The following is a 21751-nucleotide window of genomic DNA, read 5'->3' as shown; positions in this document are numbered from 1 at the left end:
TATGTGGAAGCCATAAGTCTATGATCATATAAAAGCCCAATTGCGCAGCTCACAATGCTTATCATGACCCGTAATTCTTGCGTACCGCGCCTCAATAGGAGATGCCTGCCGTGTCAACAATGACCACTCAACTAGAACAAGCTCTGGGCCTTCTGTTCCCGGAAGGGGGACGGCAGGCTCTAGATGTAAAGTTTTTCTTCGATGCAACTGCGACTGTTGAAGGTCTCTCAGAGCAGATAGCAGTCTGTTTTCAAACGATGAATGACGATCAATATAGCATTGTCGATGTGGATGCGTAATAACATCTAACTTAAAATGACTTTGCCATCTTGACCTTTACTTTAGGTTACGCTTAACCCTTTCCTCTGTATTTAACGAGTATGCAATGTGCTCGTTATGATAGGGGAGAGGGTTTTGTCGTTTTATCGCTTTTTGATGGATTTAGAACGAACGCATGCTGCATTGTTAAGTGTAGCCCCAGCCCCAGCCCCAGCTGTTAAGATTTCCACGATTCTTCGGGTTATCAATCTGTATTGTTCAGAGGTTGGGAAAATTACCTTTAGGTATATTCCTGATCCCACAAATCGTCTTCAGGCAGGTAATTTTATATGGCTTGATGAGGAGCGTACTAGCCCCTACGACGAGCCATACCGGGATGCGATAGTTTATTTAAACGAGTATAAAACAAAAGATAATCTCCCGTTTCGTCGGCTGGTTTCTACTAAAGAGCTGATGCACATTTTTGATAGTTCAGATGAACGTGCTGGAAGTCGAGAAACCGTGTCTAAGCTTTTGGCGGAAATAGCGTCTCAGCCAACATCCGAGTTTTCATCCGCTCCATATAAGGCAGAAGGAGAAGCGCGGTGGAAGGCATATATGGCACTCATCCCTCCTACGTTGCGTGAAAAATATCTCAATGATTATCGTCAAGGTAGCATTTCGGCAGATGATTTATCTTGCCAGTTGCAAGTTCCCGCTTTTGTCGTAGAGGCTGTTATGCTTGATAATGGTGGTTTGTATGAGAAAATGCTCCAGAAATTTCGCGAAAAAGAAGAATTAAGAAGCAAGAGAAATCTCATTAATCAGGGATCCGTAGATTAATAGAATTAATGAGGCCTCACCTTTAAGTGCAGGCCTCTGGTAACTCTGCTAATTTTGCACTGCGGCATTAGCAGCATCAAGCGCTGCCTGCGCAGCATCCCACTCTTCCGCCGTAGGCTCCCGGCCCTCTTTGATCGGGGCCAGAATTTTGCGGATGTCATCAATGATGACGGGCGCTGCTTGCGCCAGGGCTTCGATAGCAGAAACAGCGATAGAAACGTAGTTCATGATTTTTGCTTTCTCTAATGCCTACAAATATGCATGGCAGTGTTGCGGGGCAGGTCATCCGGCCCCGTGACTTGGACGGATTAGTGAGCGGGCAAAAGGGCTGAGGCAGCACGGAATGCATCTTGAGCCGCTTCAATTTCTGCTTGCGTGAGCGGGTCGCCCGCCTTGGCTGCTTTCACGAGCGGGGCAATCTGATCATGCGCGGTGATGAATGAAGACTTGATCTTGCTCACAACAGCTGGATCTGCTGCCGGGTTTTTCTCATATGCTACAGCGAGCTGCGCTGCGATAACGTAAGACTGATCTAACGTGTAAACCGCCTGCTTGCGCTGAAGAACCTGATCTGCGCTGCAAGCCATCAGTCCGGTAGACATAACACCCAGCAGCAACAGAGCGGCACCCGTGCTTGCTGCGGCCTTCTTTTCCGTGCTTTGCACACCCTGCTGGACTACTAAAGCAGATGCAGCAGCAGCAATCAGAGCGCCACCGGGAACAGCCTCGGCCACGATTTTTGTGGCTTCTGGACCGATATTTTCATGCGTGGTGAGGGCATGGACCAAGCCCGCAAGAGTATCGCGGTCAGAAAAGGCTTTAGAAAGAGCACTACTGTTGTCGCTGATCAGTAGCGGCACGGCTGCTGCCAGCAGTGCAACAGAGGCGGATTCGGGCAATGCGCCGAACCATGCCGCAATGCCGGTGCCGAGCGTGAGCGCTACAGCGATGAGAGTAGTAGGCTGACGCACATAAGCACCGATTTTTCCGAGTTTCATTATGCAAGTTCCTTTGCACGCGCCAGACTGGCTGCGTTCAATGTTTCTGTTGAGTTGGTGGGGCTTGGTGCTGAGACAGGGGGCCGTACTGGGCTTGATAAGCCGTTAAATAACAGCCACTCAGCGTGCCTGCGCCGCGTTAAACCGGGGCTGACAACCAGCCGCCCGTTCTGATGCATATGGTTCCAGAACAAGAGCTGATCTGCGGCCGCACTGTATTGCCGGGCATTGAGAAGCCGCAGCAGCGTTGAGCCGGACAGGGCGGCTGTGCCGAGGTTGTATTGAAAATCAAGAAGAGCGCCTTCCTGCTTTGCAGAGAGCGGCACTTTCATCATCTGACGCAGTTTGATCTGCAATGCCGCAATAGTGCTGTTCAGCAGCGCATCTGCGTAGGCCTGTGTGATCACGGGCGTGTGCGCTGTGACGGCGGACCCGTTGGCCAGAGCACGATTGCCCCAGCCGATAGTCCAATAGCCTGCGGGGCATAGGTAGGGCTTGAGAGAACAACCCTCAAATTCGCGTGCAAGCCCTGCCGCGATTGCGCGTTCATCATTCATTTTTTCTTTTCCGGAAATAAAAAAGCCGCGATATGCGCGGCTGTGGGGGCGTGGACTTATTCTGAGCTGATAAAAAAATTAAGGCGGTGCGGTACCAACTCCCAGCATGTGCATGACCCCTTGAACTAGCCCCCAACCAACACCGATGCCGCCAGTTACTAGAAACTGTCGCCAGCCGCGCATTGTTTTGAGTTCTGCCTTGATTGTCGAAATACCGCTCTTGATAGTTCCAAGATCTGACTTTGTTTCAACGTGATATGCTTTCAGCATTGTCACATCTGCTTGCAGGCCGCGCACATGCAGATCCATCATTGCGAACTCTGACCGCGTGATAAACGGATCTTGCGGGACAGTTATGTCAGGCATTTTTTTTGGTCTTTCAGGCACAAAAAAAGCGGCTTAAAGCCGCTCGGTGATGGTAAATGTGGTTTGTTGCCGCGCTGCGGCACCGTAAGGGTTTGACAAGTCACCCCGCTGCACTCGGCCAAATAAGGTGCGCAGGTTTAGCGTTGGCGGGTCTGCTGCCGGGTCCGGAATAAACAGAATGTTGGCGCCAGAGGCTTCTAACAGCGGGAATTGCTCCAGAACCGGCACGTCTGCCAGATCCAAGGATTCATGCGTTACAACCGCTTTGCGCCGGATAAAATTGGGCGTGACAAACTCTCCCCCAGACCGGCCTGTGTTGACTGTGCTGTTAGCGTCAACCGCCGTTGTGCTTTTGGTACTCATGTTGCGCACCGGCTGCCAAAGCGGCCCTATGTAGGCCAGACCAAGCGCCACATAGTCCTCAGAAACGCTGCCATTGTGGTTGATTTCCACCCGAATATCCGTGGCAGAAATAGGTTGTGGCGCGACATGCACCAACTGGACAGGACCAATACTGCCTAACGTCGCAAAGGCACCTGATGCCTGATAAACCTGTGTGTCTCCGTTTTTGACCGTAATGGTCCAGGTTGCCCCCTGTCCCAGATTTGTACGCCCAACATAGAAGGCCTGAACCGGCTCTGCTGGCCAGTAAGCAGCATCAAACCAGACCATATCTTTTTTGTAGCACCAGAACGCGGCTGTTGCGTTGCCCTGTGGGTTTGCCAAATTAGTTACATCAAAAGCACGGCTACCTGCGGATGCTGTGTAACGTGGCGGGCTGCCCGTCAGGGTTGCCTCGGTCACTTTATTATGCAGCCCAAACGCACAATTTGCCATTATACCAACACCGTGAATGTTATTTCGCCATCGCTCGACCCGCGATAGGACTCACCGACCACAAGCCCCGGTAATCCATTTCTCAGGCCATCCACATTTGCAAAAAGCACCATGCTTGATCCTATTTTAAAATCGGCTAACCGATGGAAGGGCACCGTGACATAAAACAGACGCCGCTCAGCTTTTGCCCAAAGGTCGTTTATGGCCTGTGCAACAACACGCGCCGCATCAGCAGATTGCAGCGAGGTTAAAACGTCTGGCGGGCTCACAACTTCCGCTGTAGGGCTGTCAGTGCCAACTGTTACAGCAGACCATGCAGTTTTAAGGGCCGAACTGATAGCGCTGGGGTTGATCTGGTTACCAGAAAGCACGGTGTAGTTTCTGGCGTATGTACACCGGCCACATGTCAACGGCAGGACCAGTTCAGACGGCATATCAGCCTGCCGAAGCGTTAGAATTTCTTCTGGCAAGATGGCATTTTTCGCACCCTTGAAGATAGGCTGGCTTAAAAATGCTGCTGTAATCCCGATAAGCCGCAACGTGCCGTCTCTGTCATACGTCAGCTTGCGCATTGTGCCTTGCAACAGATCTGCCAGCATGTCGGAACCGGTATAGCTTTGGCTGCCATCCCAAAAACACCCCGCATCGCTCACAACTGCTTTTCCGTTCTGGTCAAATGGGTCTGACCAATCAGGCGCGAGAGCGCTTGCCGCTATCCTAACATCTTGTATCAGAACCTGCCGCACAACATCATGCAGCCTATGGGGGCTGTTGTAGTCAGAAAACGCACCAGACCCCGTACAGGTGATTTCGTAAACAGGCGTGCCGCCTAACCGAAAAAATGAACCCCGCTTCCCACTTTCGATTGTGTAGTGCCCTGCTGGCGGGCTGGCAGCAGTAATGTCACTGACCCAGCCATGATATGACCAACTGCCCGCTGTTGAGGCGTCATTCCAGCTACCCGGAAGGCCACCTTCCAAAACAGTGAGGTTTGGCGAACCATCAGATGTTGTCTGGAGCGGCGCATCAGAGATCTGGTAAATCTGATTAATGCTATCCACACAAACAGGCGTGAAGTTGTAGGCAAAGCCCCGCAGACGCGGCTTTACCCGGCCCGTCAGGCCTGCCCCTCCCTCAATCCCGCCTGTGCCAGCATAGGTTGCCAGAGGCAATTTACGGCTTAGCTCAATGGGACCGACCAGTGTCAGCGTGCCCTGTGTATCTCCCACACGCCATGCGGTTGCCGACCCTGAAAAGAGGGGCACACAGCCACTCAACGCAGGATCAGACCACCACCCACGCGCCATATCATAGGTGCGCAGGCCGGTTTTGAGGCTAATTTGTGCCGTATGGTTGCGCACATTAAACGCATCAGACACACCTGCATCGAGATTCAGCGTCAACTGCCCGAATGACTGTGTCATACCGCTGCCAGACAGCGAGATGTCTAGTTCCCGGTCAACATCCGGTAATTCTGATAAGATGGGCGGGTAGCTGATACCAGCTTGCGTATCGACAAAGCCGGTATCAGAAAAATAAGAGGCCGCCCCCAATACTGAGAGCGACCCCATAAAAGCACGTTGCTGCATGGCTCCCCTTATGCTGCTGCTTTAGCGGACTGGAACCTGAGCTCCGTGGTGTTTTTTGCAACAGCCTGCAATATCTGCTGAAGAATTGTTGCAAGTGTTGTCGTGCTGTCCTGTACAATCAGACGCATGGCATCTGCTGTCAGTTTGTCAGTATTCATACTGCCAAGACTTTGCAGCATAGTCTGGATTTGTTTGTAATCCGTGACATAACCAATTCCACCGCCATTCAATTTTTCAGATATACTCAAGAAAGATTGCATATCTTTCTGGACAGAAGCCAGCGCAGTGCTGTCACCACCCAAAGCCTTGCCATAGTCAGTCTGCAAGTTGTCGTTTGCAACTTTGTATTGGTCAGAAACCGAGAGAGGAGATGCGTCAGACAAAGATAAGCCCTGCGCATAATCCCGCAGATTATCGAACGTACTCGATAGCGATTGCTGCGCCTGTTTCTGGTTTGCTAGACTTTGTTCTGAGTATGTGTTCTGAATTTTAAGCCTTTCAGCAGCAAGTGTTTTGTCAAGATCCAGCATTTGCGCTGAGTAATCAGCATTTGATGCATAACTATCACCTAGATAGCTTTGCCACTCATCACTAAGCTGCTGGCGTTGCTGGGCCGCAGACACATCGAAATTCACAAGATCAGATCCAGCCTGATCCCCGATTGCCGCCAAATAGCGGGCCTGAACTGACTGGTCCGCTTGCGTGAGCTTTGTTGCCTCAGCCGCAAGCATCTGCTGTGCTATCGCGTTCCCTTTATCAAGGATGACCTGATAGTCCAGCCCATAGCGTTTTGCTTGATCAGCAGCCTGTGCATATTTGTCCCGCAGATCTGCAACTTGATCGACCAGACTTTCCGCATTGCCCGCAGTGACCCCCACCAGCTCTTTTACTGTGCTGATTTCAGATTGCAGGGCAGAGGTGGAAATTTCCTTGCCGTTCAAGCCTGACAGCACTTTTTGAACATCGCCAGTGTAGCCGGTGATATTGCCGACTGTCACATGCGTTGCATCATCAAATTTACTCACAGAGACATGCAACGCATCGAGTGTATCCGTGAGCTGCACAATGCTTTCAACGGCCTGTGTGTAGTCACTGATACTATCGAACTTTTTCGGCATGATCTGTTTCAGAGCGAGGTTTTCATTCGCCTTGTCGCTGCTCAGATCAACACCGCCCAGCAAGTCAGAGAGAGACGTGCTGCTGCGCTTTTTGCCTTTGTGATAATGGCCGACTTCGCCGTAGTCCCCAGCAGATACTGTAATACCGGCATCACTGTAGACAGAGTTGACTGTATCCAGATCGGTTTGCAGGCTGTCACGCACATCATCAGACGCATGTTTCGTGCGTGAGCCGCCGATGCTGAGCTGACCGTCTGAACCCACCACACTGTCATAGACATAGTGCTTTTTGTTGAACAAGCCGCCAATCACGCCGCCGACTGCACCTAAAACTGTGCCGCCGATCATGGACCCCAATGGGCCAAACATCCCGCCGACGACAGCCCCAATACCCGCACCAACAGCAGCGCCTATCTGCCCTCCTTTTCCGCCGCCAGTTAGTTTAGATGCTTTTTTGCCCACGCTGTAACCAGCCAAGCCACCGCCAATGTCACCCACGGCCATGGTGGCAGCGCCACCCAAGGTGCCTGCTGACTCTATGCCGTCCCCAAAGGAGTGCAGGCCTAGGCTGCTACCAAACCCCGAACTGGAAGCAGTCTTCCCCTCAAGGTTCCCTGCAAAATTTGCGGCTGAGCCAATATCCCCCAGAATTGAAGCAGCACCCCCAGACCCAGCACTTGTGCCAGACCCAAAGAAGCTCTGAGCCTCTTGTGGGGTAAGGCCAGAGCTTCCCACTCCTGAGCCAGCATTTGTGCCAACACCAAAGAAACTTTGCGCCTCTTTTACCGTCAGGCCCGAGCTGCCCACGACCTCACCAGAGCTTGTTACGCCAGCACGGCTGCCCCCAAGATATTGACTGAGACCGCCTGAGCCACTATCAGACGATGAGCCGGAAAACAGCTTATTAACATCTGAGAGCGTATCACGGCCTTTGCCATCAATCTCGTTCAGTAGCGGATTAATGAGGCCCATCTTGATGACGAGGCCCGCTATCTGCGTTTCAATGCCGCTCAGGACATTCTTGAACGACATGCCGGACGAGGTGCCCTGTAGAAAGCCTTGCGTGATGCCGTCTGTGAGCTGGTCTGTCATGCTTGACAAACTGCCCGTGACATCCTGCAAAACCTGCTGCTGGTGCTCGTATTCAGCAGTTGCCTGCGTCACACTGCGGGTCAGAGCAAGGTTTTCTTGTGCCGTTTCCGGCAGAACCGCCCCATATTCGCGGTGCAGTTCCAGGTCTTTCTGCATGACAGCCAGAGAGACTTTCCGTTCATCCGCGTTTTGGCCAAGGCTATCGGTCTCTAACTTGATCATCGTCAGATTATCGCGCAAGCCGTCATTTTGCTGGGCAAGCTGGAAAGCTTTTTGAGCTGTTGTCGCTTTTGACATAGCAGCAACCCGCGTATCCATCGCTTGCCTGAACTCCGGAGAGCCTTTGGCAAAACTGTTGGATGCCTCAGCGTAAGCCTGAGCATAAGCAGTGGCCTGCTCAGCCGTCATGCTGCCCGCTTTATAAGCCGCAGTTGCCTTCTCTTGCCCTTCAGTCTGTGTGGCAAGGGCCGCATTCCCGGCCTGCCACTGCTCCGTAAGGATCTGCTCAGCCCGTGCCTGAGCCGCAAGCACCTGCGCTGCTGTGGCGTGCGTGCCGTTCAGAGAGAGCTGCGCTTGGTCAACCTGCTGGGCCACGGCAATCATCTGCCGCTGATAGCCAGTCAGCCCAGCAGCACTGCGGGCCGCCAGATCCTGAGTATGATCCAGTTCTTCAACAGGGTTACGCAGGTTGGCGATGGCAGCGCTGGTTGCGTCCATCTGGTCTTTCAGGATTTTTACAGACCCGGCATAATCCGTAATCTGTGGATCGCCCGCCTGGTAAGCTTTATTGAGAGCATCCAGCGCGGTTTGCTGTCCTGCGTACGTACGCTGCAAGTCAGCCATTTGCCCGGCTGTACTGGAATCCCCTTTGCTGATGTAGGCATCAGATTGAGCGCGAAAACTGGCCAGAGTTTGCGGGCCGTAGGCTGCTCCCTCTGTTGTATTGGCTACATAGTTCTGTGTCTCCTGCGGCAACGCATTGGGGTCAGAACCATTCTGACGCCATTTATCAACATTTTTTGGCCCCCATTTATAAGCCATGGCGGTGAGAGTGAGATCACCGTCGTATTTTGAATAATAGCCCTTGAGCAGCTTTGCTGCGGCACTTTCATTGCCGTGCAGATCCGTCAGGTCAAAACCAGCCGCATTGTCTGGCATGACCTGCAACGCCCCGATTGCACCGGCAGATGATTTGACGATCTGCCCGGCTTTATACTGGCCTGTGCTGCTTTCTTGCGGTTGGATTTTGTGCAGCAACCAAGACGCATCACTGCTCAAACCCTGCTCAGCGGCCACTGTGTCCAGCATTGCCTTGGCCGCCTGAGCGCTTTGGGCATCTGTCTGGTTTGTAACAGTTTTGGGAGTGACTGCTTCCGCTGGACTTTTGAACTGCGGGTCAGGCGTGTTGCCCTGCTGCATGACATGCGCAAGCGTGCTAGGCACAAGATGCTCTACAGCGCCCTCTACTTCACCATACAGCCATGACCCCCAACCAGAGACGGTGGAAACCGCAGTGCTGGATTTCAGCTTTTCAAGCTTCTCTATGATCTCATTAAGCTTGCTAACGCTTGTGGCAGCCATGCTGACAATACCGCTGCCGATATGCTCAAACGTGAACGTCAGAACATCACCGACACCGCCGGTCTCATCCTTCAGTTTTTTCAGTGCCTGCTGAAGCGGTGTCAGCGCACGGTCTGCTGCGCCTTGCGTATCGGCTTCCAGCGTCTTGAGCACAGCACTCAGCGCCCCAGTACGGTCGCCCATTTGCTGCATGTGCTGCACAGACAGGATGAGACCGGCATCAAACCCCTGCAATCCCTGCTGCGCAAAGTCCTGCGCCGCTTTGGCTGGATCTTGCAAGGCCTGCGCCATTGTCTTTGCCGCATCTGGAACAGTGGTGCCCAGAATGGTGGACAGATTCCGGGCGTCTGTTGTCAGACGGGAAATTTCCGTGCGGTCCACAGTGGGAACAGAGACAATGGTTTGCACGACAGTGCGGCTATCTGACAAAGAAAGCCCATCTGCATCTTTATGCAGTTTGCGTGCCGCCTGCTCAGACGCCGTGGCAATATCGGAATAGTCTTGCCGCGTAGCCCGCAGGCGCTGGCCAAGACCCGCCAGACGCTCTTCCTCTTCCTCTGCTGCATATCCCATCGCGCCGAGCGCTACACCACCAGCCGCAAGGCCAGCGATTAAGGCACCCGGCCCAAGCAGCGCACTGGCAACACGCCCAATGCTGGCCCGCAGGCCGCCCATGACCTGCACCATATTGGGCACCTGATAGAACGCAGCCTGCATGGCGCTGCCACCGGCAAGCACCTGGTCAAAGAATTTATGGGTTTCATCGGCCAGAATACCCATCTCAAACGCAGTGAGCTTTGCTGCCGTTCCGTTGCCGCCGAGCGATGCGCTTTGCCGGTCCAGTGTTGTTTTGGCTTTGCTCACATAGTCATCATATTCTTTTTGAGAGATAACATTAGTGGCAAGGGCGTGTGCTGCTTTTTCTTGTGCTGCTGCGTAGTCACGCTGGGCAGCGGCAAGCGGGACGAGCTCGGCCCGCAGTTTGTCTGCCTCTGCGGCAGCAGCTTCAAAGTCGGCTTTACGGCTGTCCGTATCCGGAGTTGGTGCTGAGACACCCGTGACAGTGTTTATTCTCTGCTGTGTACCGGAAGACAGACGCTGCAAGGCGGCATTTGCTGCTGTGCCCAGACTTTCATAAGCAGTCGTGACGTCTTCCACTCCCTTCTGATACCCGGATAATGACAAATTGCCCGTATCATAGGCGCTTTTCAGGGTGCGGAGAGATAGAATTTCTGCTGCTTGTGCCGCAGTCAGACGGGACGTGACTTCACCTGCACTGGCCCCGCTCTCAGCCATGTTAGCGAAGCTATCTGCCGTGGCTACCAGGTCTACCCGAAGGCGGGCTTCCTGCTGGATGAGGCTGTCAATCTGTTGTTTTTTTGCGCTTAAAGTCCGGTCAACATCTGCCGGTTGCGTGCTACCGTTTGCTACAGCTTCCTGCCCGCGCACGTTAAGACGGTCATACTCATTAAGGGCAAGGCGGATCTGGCGCTGGAGCTTGGCAACGCCATCACCAGCCCGTGCCGCAGCATTCTGCCAGCTTTTGTCAACTGTAGCGGCCTCCTGCGTCATGACCGTGATCAGGTCAGACGCAGAGCCTTTTGCTCCGCCGAGACTGTTTTTGAATGCCGTGCTGATGGCTGAGGCAGAGTTTGCGGTGAGGTCAGCAGCCTCTTGCACACCGGTTAAAGCATTTTCAGCATTGCCCGCACCGATTTTGATATTGTGGCTGATCTGATCAATGCCGTCAGACAGGTGGGCCGTACTGGCCATGAGCCTGCTGACACCAGATAGGCTAGACGCAACAGAGTCCTGCACGGCAGATTTAACGGTGTTCAAACCCTTGGCCAGATCAGCGCTTATCTGCTGCCCACTATCTGCCAGTGCGTCTGCTTTTTCTGTCAGTGCGTCTAAAGCAGACCCAATACTGGCGGCGGCCTGACCGGTTTGATCTTCAACTAAAAATTTGGTGATGATTTCATTCACCTGGCTGGCTTTAGCCATCATCAGTCTCCGTCAGAACAAGGGCGGGGTAAGTAAGGGCTTGACCGGCGGCGCGGTCTTTACGGCGCGTGACGCTGCGAGGCCGCAGACGCTCAAAGCCGGTCTTTTTTGAGAAGCTCAGGCCGCTATCAATACCCTGAGCCTTCAGGACGTAAGGCAACGCACCGCCTCTTGCGTCCTGCCCCTCGGTCAACACAATGAATTTGCGCTGCACTGACAGGGTGGAGAACTGGCGTAGGGTTGCTTGGCGGGCCGCCTCTACAATACCAGGCGGCACACTGGTGATCTGACCGCCTGTGTCGATTTTGCGGGCATAGGGCATGGTGTTGACGATTTCGACCTTTTGCCCCGGCTGTATTGCGGCCAGTGGACGGGTCCAGAGCTTATCGTTCACACGCACAACCCATGCTTTACGAAAAGCGCCGCTGCGAGCTGGAGAACGGTCTTTGCAGTAAGACAGAGCATAGGCCGCTGCTTGCGCAAGATAGGAGAAGACATAGCGGACCATGCCCCCGTTTAGCCTGACGGTCTCTTCACGCTCCCTAAAGCGTCCATCAACACTGGTCAGATAGACGGATGAGGCGCGTCCATCCTGAATGATGCTGTCACGCATAGCACGGCAGCTATTTGCGGCCAGAGATCGCAATTCCGGAGAAGACAGCGTGTTGGCACGGATCGTTGCAACCTGACCGTACAAGACTTCAGCCATGCGCTGCCGTGCCATGCGATTTACTTTCTAAATGCTGTTTCGAGATCCTGCTTGATCTGATCATTGCGCAGGCTGATGTAGGTCCGGTCCAGAATGCTGACGCATTCAATAACAAATTCCCGGTTTTCACCATTCAGGCGGTTGCGGTCACACCATTCCTGTACGGCGCGATAAGGAAGCGGCTGAGGCTTGGTAAAGCCGCGTATGGCCCCCATACCAGCGCCGATGACTTCCGGCTGATGGAGCCGCTCCCCTGCCAGGTCATTCCAGCACCGCCATGGCGTGATGAGCCACGGCAGCACTTCAACATAGCGGGCCTGAGCATCGACAGCAGGCCAATCCCATTCTGGAATGGGGCACCCGTTATATTTTGCGACAACGGGCGCATCATCAATCAGCCAACTGAGGGCTGCGGTAAGTTTTTTTCCGCATCCTCAACCAGCGCTTTACGGGCGAGACCAACGCTGCCTGCGGCCTGAAGTGCCATAATGAGCAGGCCGGTATTTTCGCGCTGCTGGACGGCTTCCTTGAACTGCTCAACCGTCATTTCCAAGCCATCGTCATTTTTAAGGTCAGCAACGCCAAGAATGCATTTTTCAGCAAGTGCCTGCGCCTGGCATTTGTCTGCAACAGATGGCGGAAGTGTATCGGGCGTAACGCGGTCAGGAGAGGCCGGGGTCAAGCCTGTGTTGATTTTGATTGCAGCAGCACGCTGCAAAGCGGCCAGACGGTCAGCATAATCTGCGGTGAACCCGCGTGTGGTGATGGTGAACTGCTCACCTTCTGGCCCGACAAGAATGGCCTGACCATTGTTCAGAGCGTTGCCGTCACGAGTAAAGCGGGAAAGACGTGCCATGGGAAAAACCCTTCAAAAATATGGAAAGAAGAAACAAAAAAAGGCCGCGTAATGCGGCCTTGTGTGGAAGCGATGAAAAATCAGGCTGTGGGCGTAATGCGCGAAATTGCGAACGTGGTATCACCGGGCAGAGGGTTGCCCTCAATATCGAAGGTAGCCTTCACAGTCTGGTTTTTCTGGCTTGTGTTGACCTTGCCGTTCCGCAAAGCCGCATTCAGGAACGTAAAGGCATAGCCGTTCCCATCATCATCGACAGACTTGATAACAATAGGCCCTTGCGTTCCGGCCAGCATGGCATCGTACTCATCCCATGTGCGGAAATAGAATTCGATGGAGCCGCTGGCTGTGAACGAGCCGGAGCGAGCACCGCAGGCATCGGCATGACCGTTCCCGTAATCGTTCCCGGAACCGTCCCGAGCAAGTGTAATGGAACAGTTCGTGACACATCCAGCCGGAGCCTTGCCAAAAATCGTGACCCCAAGAAAATTCTTGACAGTATTATGAACTTTCCCGGTTGGAGCGGCCAGACTTCCAGATGATACATCAGACGGTGAGCGGGTTTCGCTCTTGGATGTAACATCAACACTGACGGTTCCAAACTGCCCTTGCTGAAGCTGGATCTGAACCTGCGTGACAAGCGAGCCCGAATACATCAGCCAGCCGCTCAGCAGCTTTTTGCGGAATGTGTAGGTTTTATCAATGTTGCCATTTACAATTCCAGCAACAGATACTGTGGATTTTCCCGACAACGTAACCGACTTATCCAGCCCCAATGATCCGGGAGAAAATAGTGCAGTAGCTCCGGTCGTTGATATCTGGGTTATAACGGACGAGTAGACTTTCCCAGAATTTCCATCAGTTATCGCAATCGTGTTACCAGCATTGTATTCTGAGAAAAAACCGTTTACTCCGCCATTTTTCGAATCTCCGCACCAGAGCGAGTCCTGACCGGAATTCCCAGAGTCTTTAGATGCAAGAATAAATACTTTGTCTGCTGGTAGATATTTTTTTAGAATATTCCCAGTATCATTCCCCATAACCGCTGATAGCATATCATCAAACGTCTGGCTGGACAGCGCCCCGGAAATAGACCCAGAGGCCTGTACCTGAGTGACAACAGATTGTGTCACTTCCTTGACCGAATTGATTTCATCCGGACGGGCGGTTGTCTGGGAGCTTGTCAGGGTTTCCCCTGTAATGCGCATGAGCTGATAATTACCAGATGGCGGCACGCCATAATTGACCTCCTGCGCGTAGTCCAGAACGGTATCATTAGTTTGTGCGCCAGCAGCAAGGCCGGATGTGGCACCTGTAAACGCCATGGTTTACCCCATAAAAAAAGCCGCCTTTTACGGCGGCTGAATTAGTGAAAACCCTGCTGGCAGGGCTGTGAAAGTTGGGCTGGCTTAGCCCGCAACGCCACCAGAAGTGACCGTGGCGCTGCCACCGGATGATACAGAGCTGCTATTGAGGGTTGCGGTAGCTACTGAAGATGAGGAAGCACTGGGCACTGTGGTAGGCGCATCCGGCTTTGCGGACACAGGCTGCTGGCCAAGGGTCATGAGGCCATAACGGATATTGGCACCCTGTTGCATAGCAAGACACAGCAGGGACGCATCAAACGGCATGGAAACCTGCACGGACTGGCTCAGCGTGAAAGGCTGGTCTACACCACCCATTTCAATCAGAACAGAGTAGCTTTTACCGACTTCCGCTGCGGGCGCGGGGCTGAACTCTGGCATTCCCGCCACTTCCCGGTTCAGCCACGCACCAAAACGCAAGCCTGCGCCGACTGTTGGGGCAATGAGAGCAAGGGCTGCGCTGGTATTGGGGGCCTGTACCGGCGCACCACTCGACAGCACAAACTTGCCAGAGCCTGCGGCAGTTTCAACAAGAGGATAGAATTTCATCATGGGGTTTGCTCCATGGCATCCTGATAGGTGTAGTCCACCATAAGCGTGAACACGTACCAGTTGCCTGCATCATCAAGATTTGGCGGGTTTGTGGATTGGCCCCGATAGAACAGACCGGAAGGCCAGTCTTGCGGGGTCAGTCCGGTTTTTCCTGCACGGAATGCGTTGCTCATGCTTTTGAGATGAGACAGCGCGGTGGGTGTGTTTATGCCGGAGGCCCTGCGCACCATCAGGTGCAGCATGATCTGCCCGGTTTCTTCCTGCTCTGCTTCCCCCATACCCAGCCGGTCGGCTGTGGCACTGGCGATGTCGAGCACCCAATAGCAGTCCGGCCTGCCATCTACTGACGCGATCAGCGGGTCAATCAACTGGAGGCCTGCGCCTTGGCAAACGCTCTGCGCGCGGGCAAATGCATCATTCCAAGCAGTTTCTGAGGTCATTACTGCCCCCCTGCCGCAATGAGCCGCCAACCGCAAATGGTCTGCCGATCATAGATCGGGATTGCATCTGTCAACGTGTAGAACTTGCTGCCATCCGTTATTTCCATGCGGGCGGCTGGCGTGATGCCTGCGGCCTGCACTTCATCTGCCAGAATTTCAGCCACAAACGAGGCTTGCGCCACCCCGGACTGAATGTCTGCCGCAGTGGGTGGCGGGGCGTAAGCCAAGAGAGGCACCCTGATGCCGCTATGCTCCAGAACCATCTGGCGGCCTTTTGTGCGGATCTGGCGGCGGCGGCGGTCTGTGCGGTAACTCACCGGATACCACCGGACTTACGATAACTAATCAAAAGATCCGCCGCCTGCTGTGGAAGACCTCCAGCGCCGCTAGATGCGGCTGCAAATGACGTTGAACCAATGCCTTGCTCTGATTCCTGCCGCAAGTTTGGGTCACGGGTTGCGCCGAGCCAACTTGCAGACGCCGTAATGAGAACTGCCCGCTGGATTGCAGGGGGTATTGTGCCCGGATCGCCCCCAACCGGCGGGATGTACCCCGCTGTGTACGTTACGACATAACGCCCCGGCTGCCAGAGGCAGGACGGTGCCCCGTCAGCCGGATAAATTTGGCCAGATGCAGTGTCTTTGCACAGTGCGGCAACATCATCAGCCGACAGAAGAGTGCCGTTGACTGATAATGCTGTGATGCTGACGAGCGGATAACGGCCAAGGGTTAGTGCAATACGCGCATTTTCGGGATGCAGCTCAATGACATCCCGCCACGTTGCAAAGATGATTGGGCGGCGGATGTAGGACAGGACAGCATCCGACGCACCGAGCAAGTGCCGTGCCAAGTCTGTGTCCTGCGTATCGTCTGTAATTTTCAGATCAGACTTGAAATTTTCCAGACTGGCAAGCGGCACCGGCGGGGCTGGTGCGCTCACCTGGTAAGTGAGCGTTGCCATGCTTATTTGTGGGACGCCGCAGCAAAAGTACCCTTGATGAGCGCCTGCGGGCGGTAGACGACAAGCGCCACACGCTCTTCCGCAATAATGCTGACAAGGCCACTGGTCGCGTTGTTGGCGTCTTCCGTGGAGATCGTGATGGTGGCGTCTTCACGGTCAAAAACCTGAGCTGCATATTTGAATGCACCAGTCATGAAGCTGCCGGGAGCCATTGACAGGCTTTCTGCTACCGGCAAGCCCCAAAGGACTTTACCGCTGATGCCAGACGGGTTGGCAAAAATATAGCGGCTCTGGCCGTCTTTCGTCAGTTCCACATTTGCCCAGTCTACAGGGCTGAGAATGTGGCCGGTTGCCGGATAACCAGCCAGAACCGCCTGCAACATGGCAATGCGCAGTGTGTCGATGGGGGTAGCAGATGCTACGTTTACGCCCGCAGGCGCGGCATAGGCAGTAGACTGGTTCATCAGCCCCAGAATGTTTGACCCTGTGCCGTCACCGTTGAGAAACTGCTGGTCTTCCCGCAGACGCAGGCCATAAAGCAGGCGACCGTTGATATAGGACTGAAGGCCGGGGGCATCTGCCAAAATGCTTTTGCCAGCACGGACAAAATGCCGGATTTCAGCAACAGGCATTTTTTTGAGGTCAAATTTAATATCAGACTCATTGGCCTGCGCACCCTCTGCCGTTTCTGCCGCTTTATTGGTGAAAACCGTTTCCAGCGGATAATCAATAACGCCTGAAGAGGTTGTACCAGGCATCAGCAGATCACGGATTGTCAGGGCCTGATTGGGTGTTAGCTGAATGATACCGGGCTGGCGATCTGCCGACACAAGGCCGGTAGAACCAGACGTTCCCGTTCCACCGTTTGCGGAAATAATGGTTTTTGATTCCACCTTGATACTAACACGCGCGGACGAGCCATGCTGAATGAAAGATTTGACCTCATCGCGTGCGAGGACCTGAGCACCAAGGCTCTGCGGGCCTGTGCCATGCGCAGGCTGGCCGGAGCGGGCGGCTTTCTGCTCCATTTCCGTGACACGAGCGGAAAGAGCGTTCATTTCCGCCAGGGCTTTATCCGCAGAGGCCTTAGTTTCTGCTGTTGCTTCGCCAATATTTTTGACTTCTGCCTGAATGGTCTCGGAAAATTTCTTTACCTGATCCGTTGCATCGGAAAGCTGTTTAACGGCGGCTTTGTATTCGGCTTCTGTAGACATGGGAGTATTCCATAAAAAAAGCCGCCTCAGAGGCGGCTGTGTGGTGCAGGTTAGGCGAGAGAGAAATTTGCCAGACTAGGCGGCAATAACCCCGACAGTGGCGGAGGCTGGCCGCTGAGACTTTTCATCTCAGCAACGACCCGGTGCAGCTCTGGCGGCATGGAAAACCGGGGCTGCTCTAGAGCTGACTTCATGCCGTCAGGCAGCCGGCTGCCTGTCAGGGCTTCGTAAGCATCCTGCATGTGGGAGAGCAGGGTTTTCCGCTCTTCTGCCGTTGGGGCATCGTTCCCTTGCAGGGATGCCTGAAAGATTTTCAGGGCTTCGGCCAGCGCGGTCTGGGCAGCGGTAATGCTGTGCGTACTTTTGCCTTCGCGGCCCATACGCTTGAGTTCTGACACGCGGCTGAGCGGATTGCTGGGGTCATCCACAAGACTGACCTCATGCAGATTAACCCGCTTGATATGCCGCATGGGGCCATTCGGGCTTGCAACTTTTTCAGAGCCGCCTTCCGGCACGCTGTAGCCGATAGAAAGGCCGCCCAGGGCACCATCTTTCACACGCTCATAGAGCAGCCGCCCGGCATCAGTATTAATACCAGAGATCTTGCCTTGCATGTGCAGGCCTTTGCTGTCTTCCTGCACATTATTCCAGACCCCGACCGGCAGGCCATCACCGCCATAAAACCCGTGCATAACATGCATTGGCAGCGTGCGGCCCTGCGCTTTGCGATCGGCCAGTGACTGCTGGAACGCACCGGGCAAGATGATGTCATTATGTGAGTCTGTGTTGCCGAAAATAGAGCCGTAGCCCTCTACCTGTCCGGTTTCTCCAGCCGTGCCTGCTGCAAGTTTGAACTGGAACGGGGCTGAGAAAATTTGCAGGCGGTCATTCATTGTCAGGATCTCCTACAGCGCCTGCACTCGATGGTGCAGCAGGTTGAGAACTTGGTTGCGCTACAGGCTTGAGGCTGGGCTGCACGGCAGCAATACCCACATCTGTAAGCGGTATCATTTGGGCCTGTACGGTCAGCAGGTCGCCGCCCGGCAGAGGCGGTAGGCCTTCTTTTTCCCGCACCTCGTTTCGGGTTTTAATGCCGTTGCTGACCTGCGTTGCCTCTAGCTGGGCACGTGCCTGACTATCGGCCCGTAACAGGGCATCGACATTATGTTTGGCAAAATACCCGTCTTTTTCGGCAGCAGTTAGCAAGCGCCTGGCAATGGCCTGCTCTATCCGTACCAACCAGGGCATGAGGGTGTAAGTGAGAAACCAGAGGTTCATTTGCTCCAGCCCGGAGCCCCATGCCGTTGATTTTTCCATCCTGCCGATCATGACGGGAGCCACACCGAACCAGCGGCAAATTGTCTCAACATTAAAACCACGGGTTTGCAGGAGCTGCATATCTTCTGGATTGAAACCGATGCTCTCGACTGACCACCCACCCTCAAGCAGCGGGGTTTTACCCGCGTTGAGCGCCCCGGAATAGTTTGACAGAATTTCTTGAGCGCGTGGCACCTCTTCTTCTGAAAGCCAGTCAGGGCTTTTGATGTAGGTCTGGCTGAGCAGGCCATTTTTGAACATGCGGCCCGCTGTTTCCTCTGCCGCCATTGCAGACCCGAGTTGCTGGCGACCGGCAGTGATGGGGGAAATGCCCATCATACCGTCCAGACAATACCCTTTGACGTGGAAAATCTGATCTTCTGTCAGGGTCAATGTCTGGCCCTGATAAATGTAGGTGTAAGTAAGAACACCCGTTGCACTGTTGCGTGTGACGGTCATACGGTCTGGCCGCAATGGATTGAGCGCAATAACCGTGCCATCTGCCCGGCGGATAACCTGAGCAAATGCGTTGCCCCAGCACATCAGGCAGCCGACCATACCAGACCAGAACTCCATGGCGGTCATATCTGCATTAGGAGCGGAGTAGAGCAGGCGATAGAGGGGGTGCTGGCGAGCCTCGACAGATTTTCCGTCAGCGCCGCGCTGATAGAGCTTGAGCGGCATTGCCCCGATTGTATCAGAGATCAGCCGGGTGCAGGCCCACACCGTGTCTAGCTGCATAGCGGTATCAACAGACACTAACTGGCCGCTATGCGTTGGCCCACCCGCAATGAACGCGCCCAGGCGCAGGTCTGTCAGAGACACGCCGGTAGCGGTCAGGGTAAGGGCGTTAGCCGCTTTATACAGCCAGCCGCGAACCCTGCTTTTTACGGTCATGTTGTGAGCAATCCTCTCCGCATGAAACTTTTGCGGTTTTTCTTGGGTTGTGGGTTAAGGGACATGAGCTGCACGGCGTCCAGCAGTGACATGAGTGGATCTATCTTTGACCAGCCTGCCGCCTGTTTTTCGATAACGATGGCATTGCCACGGGCTTCCGGCTTAGCGTTGCCGACAGCCCACGCCATAAGCGGCTGGGCGCAGTGGAACAGGGTGTTTCCGGCTAACTTGCGCTCTGTTGTTTTGATAGCGCCGGTCAACTTCCAACCTTGGGACACGCCATGCACCCGCTCGCCCTGCTTAAGGCCGCGCTCCTCCAGCTCAGCCACAAGGTCAGCAACCCCCTGCGTATCCAAGCCCACGCCGCTGAGCTTTCCTGACTTGTCAACATAAGCCACGGTGTCTGCCAGTTCGACCAGGTCTGGCCCGATGTTTGAAACGATTACAAGATCACCGGCCCGCACAAAATCTTCCATGAGCGATGCCTCACGCTTGCGCCGGGCTATGCCTTTTTCCGTCACCCAGCTTTTTTGCCAGTGGAGCCAAAAGCCGGTTTCTGCTTCACGCCCCAAAAAGCTGAGAGACAGGAGGTCATCCATCCCGCCGCCGTCTACGCCGCCGACGATCACTTCTGAGCGCTCAATAATTTCATCCAGCGTCATGCCGGGGTCTGCTTGCTCAGCCCAGAAGTCTGCGCCTGCCCAGCTATCGTCCCGGAGCGCCATGCCGATTTCTATATTAAGATGCTGGGAGGCCCATTTAGCGACCTCATGATCCCCCTTGCCTTTAGCTTTATCGAACTCAGCCTTTAGCCGCTCGACAGTGATGGGCCTGCCAAGATTAGGGAGCACCATTTTCCAGATAGCTGGATTTTCCCAGGGCGGCGCTTCACCGAGCACAGTCTTGGGCCGCTGGATGTCTTCCGGGAACTCATACAGAACCGGCAGAACGTCATTAGCAACAGGAACTTGCGTCTCACCATCTTCGTCAGACAGATAAAACGATTTACCGTCACGGATGGCGCGAGCCTGCTTTAGGTCAGCCTTGAACACACCGCGCGGGGGCGCATCGCTCTGCGTTGTGATGATTGCCAGAAAACCCTCTTCCTGACTGATCATGCCGCCGCGAAGCTGGATCATCACGCTATCAGCCGCAGAATTTAGCGCGATGATATGCTCTTCATCGACTAGAACACCCGCAGGCTTCACGCCGGTCACTACGTTTGTATCAAACGCTTTAATTGTGAGTGTGGCACCCGTAGGCGTGTAAGTCAGGCACTTGATATGCTCTTGCAGCTTGAAACGCTTACGCAATTCTCTATCGAGGAGCACCATACCAGATGCCTGCTTGAACGAGAGATCCGCAATCTGCTTGGTAGGTGCTACAATCAGGAACTCAGCGTTAGGCCGCGTGTTGAGCAGAACAGACGTGAGCATGAGCGCCGCGCCGTAAGTGGTTTTTGAGTTCTTCTTCGGCACGAGCAGGAATAGTTCGCGGATCAAGCGAATGCCGGTCATGGGGTCCAGAGCCCCGTGCAGCATGGCCACGATTTCCCGGAACCATTCACCAGCAGCATCTGCAAGCAGCGGAGTGCCCGCTACGTCAGGCAGGCGGAGCGCATTAAAGAAGGCAACCGCTTTTGCTGCGTGTTCTGGATTTACTGGCTCGATGTCCGGCAGGAGCGACTTGCCCGAGCGGATGCGCTCTCGCCAGTCTGGCCGGGACATTGTGAGCATTTAGTTAATCCGTGATCTAGGAGGCAAAGCTCCGGGAGGTAAACCATCAAAAGGAGACGGCGCTTGCGGCACAGGCTTGCCACTTTCGTCTACCGTTAAGGGCAACTCCCCTTGCCCCGCGTCCAGTTGTTTGGGCGCAATTCGCGCGTGCATGAGAGGGGCCAGCTTGTCGCTAACCATAAGCCGCCAAGATATTGGGGCTTTGCGGTCTCTCAGAATTGCAAGCCAAAGATCGAACGGGGTTAGGTTGGCAAAATCCTGAATGTCTGGGCCGTCATATTCTGGATCTACCTGCTTTTTTTTGCGACCAGAATTATTCCTAGATCCGCCGTGACCATTTGCCATAACATTCACTCAATCCGAAACCAGACTAACTTGAAAAACTTGATTGTTTTCAAACCTTCTTGAAAAATCTGCGGGTGGACCTGGAGCGGTTGGGGTGCCCGAAGGTCTTAGACTTTTGAC

General features: G+C 54.2%; 22 protein-coding genes. 2 read left to right on the top strand and 20 right to left on the bottom strand.

Going from position 1 to position 21751, the window contains the following annotated elements; genetic code table 11:
- Nucleotides 1-110 precede the first annotated feature (110 nt).
- Both ACTIDN_RS06530 and ACTIDN_RS06525 read left to right on the top strand, forming a co-directional pair.
- On the top strand, nucleotides 111-299 hold the full coding sequence (locus ACTIDN_RS06530; RefSeq protein ID WP_441376426.1) for a hypothetical protein: 189 nt from the start codon (nucleotides 111-113) through the stop codon (nucleotides 297-299).
- 115 nt (nucleotides 300-414) lie between these two features.
- A complete protein-coding gene (locus tag ACTIDN_RS06525) occupies nucleotides 415-1101 on the top strand; it encodes a hypothetical protein (RefSeq protein ID WP_441376425.1) in 687 nt (228 codons plus the stop codon).
- Between the two features lie 48 nt (nucleotides 1102-1149).
- Here ACTIDN_RS06525 and ACTIDN_RS06520 read toward each other — a convergent pair whose 3' ends face one another.
- From ACTIDN_RS06520 to ACTIDN_RS06425, 20 genes are all read right to left on the bottom strand, one after another.
- Nucleotides 1150-1329, bottom strand: coding sequence for a hypothetical protein (locus ACTIDN_RS06520; RefSeq protein ID WP_441376424.1), 180 nt, complete (start codon nucleotides 1327-1329; stop codon nucleotides 1150-1152).
- A gap of 80 nt (nucleotides 1330-1409) precedes the next feature.
- Complete coding sequence (locus ACTIDN_RS06515) at nucleotides 1410-2099, bottom strand: hypothetical protein (protein WP_441376423.1); 690 nt, start codon at nucleotides 2097-2099, stop codon at nucleotides 1410-1412.
- Nucleotides 2099-2656, bottom strand: a complete 558-nt coding sequence (locus tag ACTIDN_RS06510) for a lysozyme (protein ID WP_441376422.1) — start codon at nucleotides 2654-2656, stop codon at nucleotides 2099-2101. The genes ACTIDN_RS06515 and ACTIDN_RS06510 overlap by 1 nt, the downstream gene beginning before the upstream one ends.
- 78 nt (nucleotides 2657-2734) lie before the next feature.
- Nucleotides 2735-3022, bottom strand: coding sequence for a hypothetical protein (locus tag ACTIDN_RS06505; RefSeq protein WP_441376421.1), 288 nt, complete (start codon nucleotides 3020-3022; stop codon nucleotides 2735-2737).
- A 33-nt stretch (nucleotides 3023-3055) separates the two neighbouring features.
- On the bottom strand, nucleotides 3056-3859 hold the full coding sequence (locus ACTIDN_RS06500; RefSeq protein WP_441376420.1) for a hypothetical protein: 804 nt from the start codon (nucleotides 3857-3859) through the stop codon (nucleotides 3056-3058).
- The gene (locus ACTIDN_RS06495; RefSeq protein WP_441376419.1) at nucleotides 3859-5448 is read right to left on the bottom strand and encodes a hypothetical protein; all 1590 of its coding nucleotides are present in this window, start codon (nucleotides 5446-5448) and stop codon (nucleotides 3859-3861) included. The genes ACTIDN_RS06500 and ACTIDN_RS06495 overlap by 1 nt, the downstream gene beginning before the upstream one ends.
- 8 nt (nucleotides 5449-5456) lie before the next feature.
- The gene (locus ACTIDN_RS06490; protein WP_441376418.1) at nucleotides 5457-11246 is read right to left on the bottom strand and encodes a phage tail length tape measure family protein; all 5790 of its coding nucleotides are present in this window, start codon (nucleotides 11244-11246) and stop codon (nucleotides 5457-5459) included.
- Nucleotides 11236-11967 carry a hypothetical protein gene (locus ACTIDN_RS06485; protein WP_441376417.1) on the bottom strand — a complete coding sequence of 244 codons (732 nt, stop codon included), beginning with the start codon at nucleotides 11965-11967 and terminating at the stop codon, nucleotides 11236-11238. The genes ACTIDN_RS06490 and ACTIDN_RS06485 overlap by 11 nt, the downstream gene beginning before the upstream one ends.
- Before the next feature lie 5 nt (nucleotides 11968-11972).
- Nucleotides 11973-12254: a hypothetical protein gene (locus tag ACTIDN_RS06480; RefSeq protein ID WP_441376416.1), complete on the bottom strand. Its 282-nt coding sequence runs from the start codon at nucleotides 12252-12254 to the stop codon at nucleotides 11973-11975.
- A gap of 92 nt (nucleotides 12255-12346) precedes the next feature.
- Entirely contained in the window at nucleotides 12347-12808 is a 462-nt protein-coding gene (locus ACTIDN_RS06475; RefSeq protein ID WP_441376415.1) for a hypothetical protein, read from the bottom strand.
- A gap of 80 nt (nucleotides 12809-12888) precedes the next feature.
- Nucleotides 12889-14130, bottom strand: a complete 1242-nt coding sequence (locus ACTIDN_RS06470) for a phage tail tube protein (RefSeq protein WP_441376414.1) — start codon at nucleotides 14128-14130, stop codon at nucleotides 12889-12891.
- An 84-nt stretch (nucleotides 14131-14214) separates the two neighbouring features.
- Nucleotides 14215-14721, bottom strand: coding sequence for a hypothetical protein (locus ACTIDN_RS06465; protein ID WP_441376413.1), 507 nt, complete (start codon nucleotides 14719-14721; stop codon nucleotides 14215-14217).
- Nucleotides 14718-15161 (bottom strand): hypothetical protein, encoded by a 444-nt coding sequence (locus ACTIDN_RS06460; protein ID WP_441376412.1) that lies wholly within the window; start codon nucleotides 15159-15161, stop codon nucleotides 14718-14720. The genes ACTIDN_RS06465 and ACTIDN_RS06460 overlap by 4 nt, the downstream gene beginning before the upstream one ends.
- Nucleotides 15161-15478, bottom strand: a complete 318-nt coding sequence (locus tag ACTIDN_RS06455; protein ID WP_441376411.1) for a hypothetical protein — start codon at nucleotides 15476-15478, stop codon at nucleotides 15161-15163. Before ACTIDN_RS06455 ends, ACTIDN_RS06460 begins: the two co-directional genes overlap by 1 nt.
- Nucleotides 15475-16122, bottom strand: coding sequence for a hypothetical protein (locus ACTIDN_RS06450; RefSeq protein WP_441376410.1), 648 nt, complete (start codon nucleotides 16120-16122; stop codon nucleotides 15475-15477). Before ACTIDN_RS06450 ends, ACTIDN_RS06455 begins: the two co-directional genes overlap by 4 nt.
- A gap of 2 nt (nucleotides 16123-16124) precedes the next feature.
- Complete coding sequence (locus tag ACTIDN_RS06445; protein ID WP_441376409.1) at nucleotides 16125-17336, bottom strand: phage major capsid protein; 1212 nt, start codon at nucleotides 17334-17336, stop codon at nucleotides 16125-16127.
- A gap of 50 nt (nucleotides 17337-17386) precedes the next feature.
- The gene (locus ACTIDN_RS06440; protein ID WP_441376408.1) at nucleotides 17387-18229 is read right to left on the bottom strand and encodes an HK97 family phage prohead protease; all 843 of its coding nucleotides are present in this window, start codon (nucleotides 18227-18229) and stop codon (nucleotides 17387-17389) included.
- Complete coding sequence (locus tag ACTIDN_RS06435) at nucleotides 18222-19550, bottom strand: phage portal protein (RefSeq protein ID WP_441376407.1); 1329 nt, start codon at nucleotides 19548-19550, stop codon at nucleotides 18222-18224. Before ACTIDN_RS06435 ends, ACTIDN_RS06440 begins: the two co-directional genes overlap by 8 nt.
- Nucleotides 19547-21286, bottom strand: coding sequence for a terminase large subunit (locus ACTIDN_RS06430; protein WP_441376406.1), 1740 nt, complete (start codon nucleotides 21284-21286; stop codon nucleotides 19547-19549). The genes ACTIDN_RS06435 and ACTIDN_RS06430 overlap by 4 nt, the downstream gene beginning before the upstream one ends.
- Nucleotides 21287-21631 carry a hypothetical protein gene (locus ACTIDN_RS06425; protein ID WP_441376405.1) on the bottom strand — a complete coding sequence of 115 codons (345 nt, stop codon included), beginning with the start codon at nucleotides 21629-21631 and terminating at the stop codon, nucleotides 21287-21289.
- Nucleotides 21632-21751 lie beyond the last annotated feature (120 nt).

This window comes from Acetobacter sp., assembly GCF_052102375.1.
GTDB lineage: Bacteria > Pseudomonadota > Alphaproteobacteria > Acetobacterales > Acetobacteraceae > Acetobacter.
The sequence above is the reverse complement of the archived record's forward strand: the minus strand, read 5'-3'. Positions and strand labels throughout refer to the sequence as shown.

Coding starts and splice junctions, on each gene's coding strand:
- ACTIDN_RS06520 (WP_441376424.1), bottom strand. CDS start 1,329: ATGAACTACGTTTCTATCGCTGTTTCTGCTATCGAAGCCCTGGCGCAA.
- ACTIDN_RS06515 (WP_441376423.1), bottom strand. CDS start 2,099: ATGAAACTCGGAAAAATCGGTGCTTATGTGCGTCAGCCTACTACTCTC.
- ACTIDN_RS06510 (WP_441376422.1), bottom strand. CDS start 2,656: ATGAATGATGAACGCGCAATCGCGGCAGGGCTTGCACGCGAATTTGAG.
- ACTIDN_RS06505 (WP_441376421.1), bottom strand. CDS start 3,022: ATGCCTGACATAACTGTCCCGCAAGATCCGTTTATCACGCGGTCAGAG.
- ACTIDN_RS06500 (WP_441376420.1), bottom strand. CDS start 3,859: ATGGCAAATTGTGCGTTTGGGCTGCATAATAAAGTGACCGAGGCAACC.
- ACTIDN_RS06495 (WP_441376419.1), bottom strand. CDS start 5,448: ATGCAGCAACGTGCTTTTATGGGGTCGCTCTCAGTATTGGGGGCGGCC.
- ACTIDN_RS06490 (WP_441376418.1), bottom strand. CDS start 11,246: ATGATGGCTAAAGCCAGCCAGGTGAATGAAATCATCACCAAATTTTTA.
- ACTIDN_RS06485 (WP_441376417.1), bottom strand. CDS start 11,967: ATGGCACGGCAGCGCATGGCTGAAGTCTTGTACGGTCAGGTTGCAACG.
- ACTIDN_RS06475 (WP_441376415.1), bottom strand. CDS start 12,808: ATGGCACGTCTTTCCCGCTTTACTCGTGACGGCAACGCTCTGAACAAT.
- ACTIDN_RS06470 (WP_441376414.1), bottom strand. CDS start 14,130: ATGGCGTTTACAGGTGCCACATCCGGCCTTGCTGCTGGCGCACAAACT.
- ACTIDN_RS06465 (WP_441376413.1), bottom strand. CDS start 14,721: ATGATGAAATTCTATCCTCTTGTTGAAACTGCCGCAGGCTCTGGCAAG.
- ACTIDN_RS06460 (WP_441376412.1), bottom strand. CDS start 15,161: ATGACCTCAGAAACTGCTTGGAATGATGCATTTGCCCGCGCGCAGAGC.
- ACTIDN_RS06450 (WP_441376410.1), bottom strand. CDS start 16,122: ATGGCAACGCTCACTTACCAGGTGAGCGCACCAGCCCCGCCGGTGCCG.
- ACTIDN_RS06445 (WP_441376409.1), bottom strand. CDS start 17,336: ATGTCTACAGAAGCCGAATACAAAGCCGCCGTTAAACAGCTTTCCGAT.
- ACTIDN_RS06440 (WP_441376408.1), bottom strand. CDS start 18,229: ATGAATGACCGCCTGCAAATTTTCTCAGCCCCGTTCCAGTTCAAACTT.
- ACTIDN_RS06435 (WP_441376407.1), bottom strand. CDS start 19,550: ATGACCGTAAAAAGCAGGGTTCGCGGCTGGCTGTATAAAGCGGCTAAC.
- ACTIDN_RS06430 (WP_441376406.1), bottom strand. CDS start 21,286: ATGCTCACAATGTCCCGGCCAGACTGGCGAGAGCGCATCCGCTCGGGC.
- ACTIDN_RS06425 (WP_441376405.1), bottom strand. CDS start 21,631: ATGGCAAATGGTCACGGCGGATCTAGGAATAATTCTGGTCGCAAAAAA.